The following is a 9,786-nucleotide window of genomic DNA, read 5'->3' on the forward strand; positions in this document are numbered from 1 at the left end:
CTGGTTGAGGCGGCTCTCGGACCACCCCACGTAGGCCGTTCGGATGGCCCAGACGCCCCACACGAGCAGGACCGCGAACACGACGCCGACCAGGACGGTCGCCATCGCGGAAGGCGCGATGCCGCTGTTGGCTTGAAATGCCGAGACCTGTGCGCCGTTCATGGCTTGCCCTCCGCAGTCGTCGCCGGCAGCGGCTCGGACGCCCGCTCGGTGCGGTAGTCGCCGGCCAGTTCGGAGGGGTCGCGCGGCTGGGCGCGCGACGGTGTGAGATGGGCTCGGATGCCAGCGCGCACGCGCGCCAGGTCAGCCAACAGCCTCGGGTAGTCGAAGTGGTAGCGCTCGCCCGGCGTGATGGGGGTATGCGCGGCGCTGTCCGCGACGGTGCGCTCCAGCGCGTCGAGCTGGCGCAGCGCGGCGATCAGTTCCTGGCGCTGCGCCGGGGACTCGGCCAACGCCATCGGGGACTGCCCCAGCACGAGGGCCGTCACGAGAAAATTGGGCACGCCGCGATGCGCGGCGCGCAGCCAGATCGAAGCCACCATCGCGCCATTCCTGTGTGATCAGCAATGGGTTGATCGTGGAGATCAGGGCTGTTTTAGGCCGCAAACAATAGGAACCTGCGGATGACCGGATTGATGGCTTAGAGGTACTTTTTGAAGCTGCCCGCGGTCAGGCTCACCGCGAGTCCCAGCAAGGCCGCGCTGGGCAGCAGAATCACCAGCGGATGCACCGAAATCGGCAGCGCGAGGTAGGTGACCCACGGCAGCACGGCTAGCGGCATCAACGAGGCTTTCGCACGGTGGTAGATGAAGCCCGATTCGCGGCCCGCGCCGAACCGGCGCACGTCGCGCCGCACCAGCCCGTCGATCAAGCCGACGAAGGCCGCGGTAAGGATCAGCGGTAGCGTGAGCACCAGGACCAGCAGGCGCACCAGGAACGTGAGCGTCGTGAAGGCTGCGGCGATCAGGTAGCTCTCGGCCCAGACATAGACCTGGCTGATGTAGTAGCGGAAGTTGCGCACGCCGTCCTGGCTCTTGCCCAGGCTGGGCGCACGGGCGCGCTCTGCGGTCTGGCTCGTGCGCTCCAGCAAGCCTGAGCGCACGAACACCCATTCGTAGCCGGTATCCACCAGTTGGTGTGCTGTACGCCCTGGCTCCTGCACGACCACGCTGCGCGTGAAGTGGTTCGACAGGTGCCCCAGCTCGTACTGCAGCATCTGCTGGGAATGCCGCCAGCCTTGATCCTTCCAGAACAAGTGCATGCCGACGCACTCCACCACGATCGAGAACAGCAGCGAGCCGATCAGCACCCCGAGCAGCCGGAACGGCAAGGTGATGGTGCCGACGATCAGGCCCTGGCGCTGGTTCTGCTCCCGTTGCGCGGTTGAGGCGGCATCCTTCATGGCGATGCCTCGTTGCCTGCGCTGTCCTCGGCGCCGGTGACCACCGCGCCAGGCTCGGCCGGAGCGGCGTCATCCAGCAGATCGTCGGGCAAGGACGCATCCTGCAAGGCCGGGGAACTGGTGAACTCCCACCACTGCGTGGCCTCGCTGTAGCTCCGGCGCATGTACCCCGCGAGTTGCTGCAAGTCCGCCGGCATCACTTCGTCCGGGTCCGGCGCCGGCAGCGGCATGCGCACCTTCCAAAGCTGGCCGCCCTGCAGCAGCGCGAAGCATTGGCCTTTGGGCAGGCCGACGACATGCGACGGCTCGATCATCGGTACGCTGGTGCTGCTGATCCGGTCCTGCGTGTTCGACGTGAAATCCGTCGCCCCACGGATGTCCGAGCTGTCGGTGGCGCCCGAGACGATGGTGGTCGTATAGACCTCGACCTTCGGCAACTGCCGGGTCAGCAGTTCGGCCGTGGCGGTCTCCCTGACCCTGAGCATGAACAGGTTGTTGAAATTTCCGATCACCTGGCCGGCCTTGGCCCGGTTGCCGATGCGGGCCTCGATGTCCGAGAGGGTCTGCGTGTACGCGGTAACCTGTAGCCCGGCACCACCGCCCTTGTTGATCAGCGGCACGAATTCGTCACCCATGAGTTCATTGAATTCGTCCGCATGGACATTGATCGGCACGCGCGCGCCGGCCGATGCACCCGGCAGGCCGTCGTCGATCCCGTGCTTGTAGATGTGGCCGGCGACCGACACGAGATCGCTGAACATCGAGTTGCCGACTGCGGCGGCGACCTCGGCGTCGGAGAGCGCATCCAGGCCAACATAGACGATGGCGCGCTTTCGGATGACCTGCATCCAATCGAAGATCGGACGTGGGTCGGCCAGGTCGGAGTAGTTCGGTGCCAGAAGCTGGGCGATCTTGCCGCTCGTGAGCTTCTCCAGCAGCGGCAGCAGCGATGCGACGATCTTGTCGAAATAGGTCTTGTCGTAGCGGACGGCACTGCGCAAGCCGTCGAGCACCGGGTCGTAGTTGCGCGCCTGGGAGAGGTACTGCTCCAGCGCCACGACGCGCTTCTCGCGCCCGATCATGTTCCTGGGGATGTTCTTCTCGTTGAGCTTGGCCTCGATCTGGACGATCACCTCCCAGGCCTTGGGCTCCGTCTTGGCGAAATAGTGCTGGGCGTACTCGATGAACAGCGCGTCGATGTTGATGACGTGGCGCTGGATCAGCATGTAGTCCGGGCGCTGCCCCAGTTCCACCAAGGCGCGCGCGATGATGTTGACGAACCGCCACGCGAACTCCCTGAAAGCGGCACTGTTGCCTTCGCCGGAGAGCTGCCCCGCGATGCGCGTCGCCACTTCCGAGATCCGGCCGAAGCGGCCCACGGCGTTGTAGCGGGCGCTGATTTCCGGCCAGCCCAGGTGGAAGATGTAGAACTCGCCTTCGCGGCCCGCGCGCTGGGCCTCGACGTACATCCGCTTCAAGAGATCGGCATCCCCCTTGGGGTCGATGACGATCACGACCTCGTGCTCGCCCGCGGCGTTCTTGCGGCGGATGTCCTGGGTGACGAACAACTCGGCGAGCCGCGTCTTGCCCACGCGCGTGGTGCCCAGCACCAGCGAATGCCCGACGCGCTCGCCCAGCGGCAGGCTGACATCCACCTCGTCGGGTTCGATGCCATGCAGCCGCGGCAGGCCGCCGACCGGCGGCAGCGGGCGCACCGGATTCATGGGCACGTCCCAGCCCGTGAGCGCGGGCAGCCGGGACAGCGGGAACGGCGCGAACTCCAGCCGTTCCTCCAGGCGCCTCGCCAGCCGGTAGGCCGGCGTCGGCTCCACGTACCGGCGAAACTCCGGCCGGTACGTCTGCATCAGCCTATGGGTGTGCTTCTGCTCCCAGAGGAACCCGCGCCCCACGAACAGCCGCTGCTGGCTGACCGGCACGTCCTTGCTCGTCATCACGTACCGCGGCAGGCGGCGGATGTTGCGCCGGTAGCGCAGGATGACGCGGGCATCGCGATAGCGGATTGCGCCGTAGGCGCCGAACGCCAGCGCGCTGCCGACGCCCATCGCTGGGCTCAGCGCGAGCGACCATGGGGCCACCAGGCACAGAAACGCGGCGCCTGCACACGCCGCGACGGTGTATAGCTCCACCGCTGGACGTAGCAGAACCTCGACCGGCTGTTTCCCCGACATGGCTTCATTGCTCGATGCCGGTGGCCGTGATCAGCGCCGGGTAGTGCCGCAGGCCCAGGCGATCGGCCAGGTCGTCTCCGGCCACGGGCGCGAGGGGCACGCCCGGCGCCAGGGTACGCAGCCGTGCCAGGCCCTGCACGGTCTCGACGTTGACCACCAGGCCGACCGCGCCGCGTTCGCGCAAAGCCGCGCCGCGCCGCTGCAACCAGGCCCGGGAAGCCTCGTCGTCGCCGATGACCGCGAACGGCCGCAGGCCGGGCGCTTCGATCACGCGCCGCGCGACGGTGCCGGGCGTGAGCTTGGTGCTGCGCACCGGCAGCATCGCGGCTTCGTCCGCTGGCGTGGCGGGAACCCGGGGCGTCGGGATGGGTGGCCGGGCCGGCGCGTTGGCGCGCGGCTGGAGGTTCAGGGCCTCGTAGTACGGCAGCGCCGACGTGCCGCCATGGTCCTCGACCACGATCAGCGGCTCGCCGGCACGCGAGGCCAGCGGCAGGCCTGCCAGCAGCACGAGCAGGACCGTGAATGCGAGATGGGCCGGATGGGGTTTCGTCATGGGGAGGTCTCCTGGCGCGCGGCGAGGACCGCGGCGGTTGGGCGTGCGCCCTGCACGCGGGCAAGGTGGCGGGACACGCTGCGCCGATAGCGGGCGGCGGGCTCGCCACCCGCAGGACGGTGGTAGCGGCCGATCGCCAGCAGCCAGTCCTCGCCGGAGGTGTGCTGCTCCTTCAGGATCTCGGCGGCGATGGCGAGGTTGCGGTACGGGTCCAGCAGGTCGCACGCGCTGGTGAAGCGGTGCTTGTGGTAGCCGAGGTTGATCTGGCCCAGGCCCGCGTCGATGCGCGTGTGCGGCGTGGCGCGCATCGCCTGCTGCAGGCCGGCGCAGGCATCGGCCCGCGTGGCGAAGCGGCGGGACTGGCCGGCGACGTTGAGGGACCACGGCCATGGGACGATGCGCCCGTTGCGCCGGAGGCCGCTCTCCTGCAAGGCCACGGCGTAGAGCACCGTCGAGGGGATGCCTGCGCGCTGGGCGGCAAGCTGGTAGGCCGGTGGCGGAACCTCCTGGGCATGGCCCGTGCAGGTGTACAGGCCAGCGGCGAGCACCAGTGCGCGCAAGAACTGCGATACGCGGGCGGCTACGGCTGGCGCTGCCATTGGCCGTTCACCTCGCGCACGGCGGCGGGCAAGTCACCGGACAGGCCGAGCGCCAACCAACGGCCACTGTCGTGGTTGAGCGTGATGCTGCCGGCCCGCACGCGCGCCGGGTCGATCTGCGCGCGCTTGGCCCAGTCCCGAATGCGCGCGTCGTCCTGGCGGCTGCCCACCATGTACAGGTCGAACTCCGCGCCCGAGGATTGCAGGCGCTGCACGAGCTGCCCGCAGGCGGCGCAGCCGTCCTTGACGAACACCGCCATGCGGCCGCTGCCGCGCGTGGCGACAGCGCCCGGCTTGTCATCAGGCAGGTTCACGCGCTGCATGCCCGGATTCAGACGCTGCCAGGCTTCGTCGTAGGCGCGCTGGTAGGCGAGCAGCTTCTCGACGCGGCGCGCTTCGACCTGCACCTGCAGTTCTGCGTAGCGCCGCCGCTCTTCGTCGGTGCGTGCCTCGATGCCCAGGGCGGAAAGCGGGTCCAGGTTGGGCGAGTAGATACCCAGCGGCCCGTCCATCAGCTCGCGGTAGCGTTCCCATTCCTGCCGTTGCAGACCCCATTCGCTGGCCGTCCGGTCGTCCAGCACGCGGGCGGCCAGCGGGCGCTCCTGGCTCTGTGCATTGCGCGCGGGTGCCGTGGCGGGTTGCTGCGCCCAGGCGGGCCACTGCACCGACGCCAGCACGAGTACGGAAAGGAGGATCGACGGCTTCATGGGGTGTGCTCCGGTCAGGGGATCGCCACGCGGCGCGTCTGGTCGCCGGCCTGGAACACCGCGGTGTTGCCCTCGACCGCCTGCAAACGCCATGGGCCGACCGCATCACCGGGCAGCAGCACCTGAAGCTGGTCGGGTGTGAGGTCCCCGGCTGTCGGCGCGACCGACACGCTGCGCTGGCCGGCGCGCAGTTCGGCGCCGACGACGCGGAACGGCAGTGGCGGCGGTTCGGCCTTGGAGGCGGCGGGCTTGCTTGGTGCGCGTGCTTGGACGGGCGCTGCGGCACGCGCGGCGGTCTGGCGTGTCTTGATCTGCTCGATCTCCGCGCGCAGTGCCTGAAGATCGTCGGCGGCGGCATAGCCGTTCAGCGACTTCTCCACCTGGGCGGCGCGCGCTTCCAGGATTTGGCGGGTATCTTTGAGGTCAGCGGCCGTTGCGACGGCAGGACGCTGCTGGATAGCCTCGATCGTCTCGGCCAGGCCAGTCGCCTGCGCTTCCAGGCGTTGCAGGCGTGAATCCAGCCGGTCCTGGTCGGTTTGGTCGCGCATCGCCAGGTAGCCGAGCGCCACGATGACGCTGAGGCCGATCAGCCAGAGCCAGAGCAGGCTTTGCACCACCACGGCGGCGGTCGGGCGCCGCGAAGGTTGCGGAGCATTCATGGCTGGCCTCCTGGAATGGAAGGCATCAGCGGGAAGGTCTGCACTGCATCGGCGGCGCTCGGCTCGGGCGTGGGTTCGACGGCCACGCGGTCGCCGGGCCGGTCGAAGCAAATCTGTCGGGCGCGGTCATCCGCGTGCAGTTCCCAGGCCGGCCCAGCCAGGGTGAGCAGTGCATCGCGCAAGGTCATGGGACCGAGATGCAGGTGCGCCGCCGGCAGCGGCAGCGCGTACAGTTCGATCACGGCATGCGCGGTCTGGCACAGGCCGTAGCCGCTGCGTTTGAGTACGTGCCGCAGCCCATCCCCGACCGTGGCGCGTGCATCCTCGGGCATGGACACGTCGATGGTCTGCAACAGCAGGTCGCGCTGCGCTGCCATGGGTGCCAGTTCGACCAGTGTGTAGCGGGCGTAGCGCACGACCGGGATGTACTCGGGCGCTTCGGGTTCGGGCGCGGCCGAGACTTCCTCGATGGTGTCGAGCGCGACCGGCGCAGTCGTCGTCGCGCAGCCACCGGCCAGCACCGACCACAGCAGGCCGAGAAATCCCGCCAGCAGGCGGCGTTCGGGATGGTGAAACCAGGGTGGAGAGGGGCACATAGCTCGGCGTCCTGAAACATCGAGCCCTCACCATCGCCGCTCTGGCCACGAACGGCAGCAAACAATGCGAACCACGCAGCGCCCGATTTACCGGGAGCGGAAAAAAAACGGCCCCGAAGGGCCGTAAGTGGAACGTGTCATGCGGCGACAAGCTGCCGGGCCAGTGCGACCTCGACGGAATCGCCGTCCTGGTTCAGGACATCGAGCCCCGATTCGGGCACGTCGCCCGAGGTGGACTGCGAAACCATGATCTTCTTGGCCATCAGCTCCAGGCAGGTCATCTGCGAAGTGGCAGCGTAGCCGAGGTAGATCACGCGCACGTGCTGTTTCTGCCCGATGCGCCAGGAGCGGCGTGCCGCCTGTTGAAGGCTATAGACGTTGTAGCCAGACTGCATGAACACAATCGTCGGGAAGTCCAACAGGTCCAATCCCGTCTTGACCAATTCGGGATTGGTGATGAGCACGTCGATGCCACGGTCCAGTTGCTCGGCGATCCAGTCCTCGCGACGACTGGCATCCACGCTTGCGCGCAGCACTGCCACCCGAAAACCTTCCTGCTCCAGCAGCACCTTCAGGCGCGACGTGGTGTCGCGCGTGCCGGTATAGACCGTGTAGGCGAGGACCTTGCGCCCCTGCGCCTTCTCCTCTTTGCAGATGTCGATCAGCTCACGCTCCTTGGGGCTGATCTCGAACTCGTTGAACTGAGCCGGGACGAACGCCAGGGTGTTGCGCGTGCGCGGATGCACCACGGTTTCCGACCGGAAGCAGCAGTCCGGCCAGGCCAGCAGCACGTTGAGGACTACACCGAGCGGCGTCGTGTCGCGCTTCGCCAGGGCCTGTTTCAGCTCCTGGGTCAGCCGACCCGCCAGATCGCGGTAGGCCGCGGCTTGCGCCGTGTCCATCGCGACTTCGCGGAACTCCTCGTCGTAGGGCGGCAGCACGTTGCCACCGATGTCCTTCAGCTTGAGGAAGACCGTGAACGGCAGAACGCAACGCAGCACGCCCTTCGGACCGAACCCCGGCGCCTTGACCGTGCGCACCGATACCTTGGTGCCCTTGGCCGTCTTGTGCGCCGTGCCGGTGCTCTCGGAATAGATGTCCTTGAGCACGCCGTGATCGCGCATGAACGCCATCGCGGCCGAGGTCATGCTGCCGCTCTTCGTCGGCCGGTAGCCGTCTTCGATCATCCGCCCCGGCAGGGCTCGGAACAGCAGGTGAAACAGGTCGTCGCCGTAGCCGCCCATCAGTGTGCCGGTGAGCAGCAGCGTCTTGCGCGCCTTGGCCGCCAACACCCCCATGGCCTGGCCCTGGGCGGAGCCGCCGTTCTTGTACTCGTGCGCCTCGTCGGCGATGAGCAGGTCGAACGTCCCGTGGGGAAGCTGCCTCTTGATGAACTCGGACGGCTGATAGCCGCCCTCACCGAAGCCGAACTCCATGTTGGCCATCGCGCGTTCCATCCGGTGAGCTTGCCGATCCGAGAAGACCAGCTCGCCGCGGTCGTCCATCAGGTTGATGAACTCGTGGATGTTGTCCCCGAGCATCGACGCGAGGAAGGCGTCACCGAACTTCTGCATCAACTTCTGCGCGGTGACTTCCCCGATGGTCGGAATGCGCTTCAGTGCTTTGAGGACGGCGGAGGACTGGTCGCTAGCGGACAGACCTCTGGGACGGATCAACGACCACAGCGGTGCACGGCAGTGACTGCACTTGCGGCGGGACTCCTCGGCTTCGAGTTCGATCGGGTTGATCGGCTCGCCGTCGAGGTCGGTGATGATTTGACCGCAGTCCGGGCACGCCGCCACGTCACCGTGAAGCGTGCGCCGGCGAGTGAAGACGGGTTTCCAATGGAACCCCATCCGCATCCGCACACGGCCCAGAACGAAGAACTCCTGGCCCTGCGCCGGCACGCCCAACTGCTCGCGTAGCTTCAGCAGCTTGACCAGCGTGTCCGGGCCATTGAGCACCCAGACCTTGGCGCCGGCCACCGTCTCCTGAATTTCGCGCCGCCACTTGTAGACCAGGTGGGGTGGCGAGAGCACCAGGGTGCGGCGGTAGCCTTCGGCGTTGAGCACGGCGGCGGTGGCGATGCCGACGGTCGTTTTGCCGCAGCCCATCTCGCCATTGACGATCGCTGCGCGTTCGCCGCGATCGACCAGCAGCTCGGTGGCGGCATGGACCACATCGGCCTGCGCGGGGAACAGCTTGCGCTTGAGGCCCGCGAGGACGATCTGCCGATGCGCCCGCGGCCGGCCGGTGTAGACCGGCGGATTGGCGCGGTTGAGCGAATCGAGCAGCTCGTCGCCGAACTCCGATACGAAGTCCTGCAGGCTGAGCGTGAGGGGAGAAGCAACCGCTTCGAGCAGGTCGCCCTGTGAAGCGGTTTCGGAAACGGTTTCAAGATCGAGGGACATGGTGATGATCCTTAGCAATGGGGCATGCACCTCCCCCACGGGGCGATGGCATGCCCCGAGGTGGGAAAAATGTAACGGCGCAAGGCCGTCGAAGTGGATCAATACTCGCTGGGCAGCAGCAGCGTGGTGACGCTGCGATCCCATTCGGTGATGATCCAGAGCTTCAGGTTCGGCGTGACCTGGTAGGACGAGAACAGACGATCCTCGCCGGACTTCAGCGCGGCGTCGTTCAGTTGCCGATCGTCGTCGCTCAGGTCGCCCCAGTCGCCATGGAGATGGCGGCGCAGGAAAGGCGCAGGGTTAAGCCGGCCCTGTCGGACCAGATCGTCGACGCCGATGGTCATGACCAACTGCCCCGGGGAAAAGCGTGCTTGCGACGCGAGGTTGATGACTGCGAGTGCCATGGTGGTTTCTCCTTTCGGAAAAGCGGGCCACGGCACCCCTTTGGGGCGACATGACCCCGGTGGGTGAAAAGGCATGACGGCGAGCCGTCGAGGAACAACAATCAGCGGATGGTCAACACCTCGCCCCGTGTCGGGGAACCCGGCGTCATGTCCCAGGCGCGGATGACCGGAACGAACTTGTCGGTGAGGATGCGCGTCTCGGCCACGGAGCCGTCGTCGCGTTCGGTGTATTCCGTGTGGAGCGTCTTCTCCTTGTGGGTATCACC

General features: G+C 67.3%; 11 protein-coding genes and 1 pseudogene. All 12 read right to left on the reverse strand.

Translation table 11 applies throughout. From position 1 onward, the window contains the following. Positions 1–162, reverse strand: a 162-nt coding sequence (locus Q0L94_RS11475; protein WP_296753401.1) for a TIGR03758 family integrating conjugative element protein, incomplete at its 3' end; no start/stop codon positions are given. Beyond that, on the reverse strand, positions 159–542 hold the full coding sequence (locus Q0L94_RS11480; protein WP_013520780.1) for an RAQPRD family integrative conjugative element protein: 384 nt from the start codon (positions 540–542) through the stop codon (positions 159–161). The genes Q0L94_RS11475 and Q0L94_RS11480, both read right to left, overlap by 4 nt. Positions 543–640: 98 nt before the next feature. Beyond that, positions 641–1,402 (reverse strand): TIGR03747 family integrating conjugative element membrane protein, encoded by a 762-nt coding sequence (locus tag Q0L94_RS11485; protein ID WP_271256961.1) that lies wholly within the window; start codon positions 1,400–1,402, stop codon positions 641–643. Then, positions 1,399–3,591 (reverse strand): type IV conjugative transfer system coupling protein TraD, encoded by a 2,193-nt coding sequence (gene traD, locus Q0L94_RS11490; RefSeq protein WP_013520778.1) that lies wholly within the window; start codon positions 3,589–3,591, stop codon positions 1,399–1,401. The genes Q0L94_RS11485 and traD overlap by 4 nt, the downstream gene beginning before the upstream one ends. Before the next feature lie 4 nt (positions 3,592–3,595). Further along, positions 3,596–4,144, reverse strand: a complete 549-nt coding sequence (locus tag Q0L94_RS11495; RefSeq protein WP_013520777.1) for an integrating conjugative element protein — start codon at positions 4,142–4,144, stop codon at positions 3,596–3,598. After that, positions 4,141–4,743: a transglycosylase SLT domain-containing protein gene (locus Q0L94_RS11500; protein ID WP_013520776.1), complete on the reverse strand. Its 603-nt coding sequence runs from the start codon at positions 4,741–4,743 to the stop codon at positions 4,141–4,143. Before Q0L94_RS11500 ends, Q0L94_RS11495 begins: the two co-directional genes overlap by 4 nt. Then, positions 4,725–5,450, reverse strand: coding sequence for a TIGR03759 family integrating conjugative element protein (locus tag Q0L94_RS11505; RefSeq protein ID WP_013520775.1), 726 nt, complete (start codon positions 5,448–5,450; stop codon positions 4,725–4,727). The genes Q0L94_RS11500 and Q0L94_RS11505 overlap by 19 nt, the downstream gene beginning before the upstream one ends. A gap of 14 nt (positions 5,451–5,464) precedes the next feature. Then, positions 5,465–6,109, reverse strand: coding sequence for a hypothetical protein (locus Q0L94_RS11510; RefSeq protein WP_013520774.1), 645 nt, complete (start codon positions 6,107–6,109; stop codon positions 5,465–5,467). After that, complete coding sequence (locus tag Q0L94_RS11515; RefSeq protein WP_013520773.1) at positions 6,106–6,705, reverse strand: PilL N-terminal domain-containing protein; 600 nt, start codon at positions 6,703–6,705, stop codon at positions 6,106–6,108. The genes Q0L94_RS11510 and Q0L94_RS11515 overlap by 4 nt, the downstream gene beginning before the upstream one ends. 137 nt (positions 6,706–6,842) lie before the next feature. Beyond that, entirely contained in the window at positions 6,843–9,116 is a 2,274-nt protein-coding gene (locus tag Q0L94_RS11520; RefSeq protein ID WP_296753397.1) for a helicase-related protein, read from the reverse strand. A gap of 98 nt (positions 9,117–9,214) precedes the next feature. Then, the gene (locus Q0L94_RS11525; RefSeq protein ID WP_296753398.1) at positions 9,215–9,520 is read right to left on the reverse strand and encodes a hypothetical protein; all 306 of its coding nucleotides are present in this window, start codon (positions 9,518–9,520) and stop codon (positions 9,215–9,217) included. 101 nt (positions 9,521–9,621) lie between these two features. Beyond that, positions 9,622–9,786 (reverse strand): annotated as a pseudogene (locus tag Q0L94_RS11530) (class I SAM-dependent methyltransferase); the annotation flags it as partial.

This window comes from Thiobacillus sp., from assembly GCF_024708915.1.

Excerpts from the sequence above, each read along its gene's own strand:
- Q0L94_RS11480 (WP_013520780.1), bottom strand. The coding sequence starts at position 542 with ATGGTGGCTTCGATCTGGCTGCGCGCCGCGCATCGCGGCGTGCCCAAT.
- Q0L94_RS11485 (WP_271256961.1), bottom strand. The coding sequence starts at position 1,402 with ATGAAGGATGCCGCCTCAACCGCGCAACGGGAGCAGAACCAGCGCCAG.
- traD (WP_013520778.1), bottom strand. The coding sequence starts at position 3,591 with ATGTCGGGGAAACAGCCGGTCGAGGTTCTGCTACGTCCAGCGGTGGAG.
- Q0L94_RS11495 (WP_013520777.1), bottom strand. The coding sequence starts at position 4,144 with ATGACGAAACCCCATCCGGCCCATCTCGCATTCACGGTCCTGCTCGTG.
- Q0L94_RS11500 (WP_013520776.1), bottom strand. The coding sequence starts at position 4,743 with ATGGCAGCGCCAGCCGTAGCCGCCCGCGTATCGCAGTTCTTGCGCGCA.
- Q0L94_RS11505 (WP_013520775.1), bottom strand. The coding sequence starts at position 5,450 with ATGAAGCCGTCGATCCTCCTTTCCGTACTCGTGCTGGCGTCGGTGCAG.
- Q0L94_RS11510 (WP_013520774.1), bottom strand. The coding sequence starts at position 6,109 with ATGAATGCTCCGCAACCTTCGCGGCGCCCGACCGCCGCCGTGGTGGTG.
- Q0L94_RS11515 (WP_013520773.1), bottom strand. The coding sequence starts at position 6,705 with ATGTGCCCCTCTCCACCCTGGTTTCACCATCCCGAACGCCGCCTGCTG.
- Q0L94_RS11520 (WP_296753397.1), bottom strand. The coding sequence starts at position 9,116 with ATGTCCCTCGATCTTGAAACCGTTTCCGAAACCGCTTCACAGGGCGAC.
- Q0L94_RS11525 (WP_296753398.1), bottom strand. The coding sequence starts at position 9,520 with ATGGCACTCGCAGTCATCAACCTCGCGTCGCAAGCACGCTTTTCCCCG.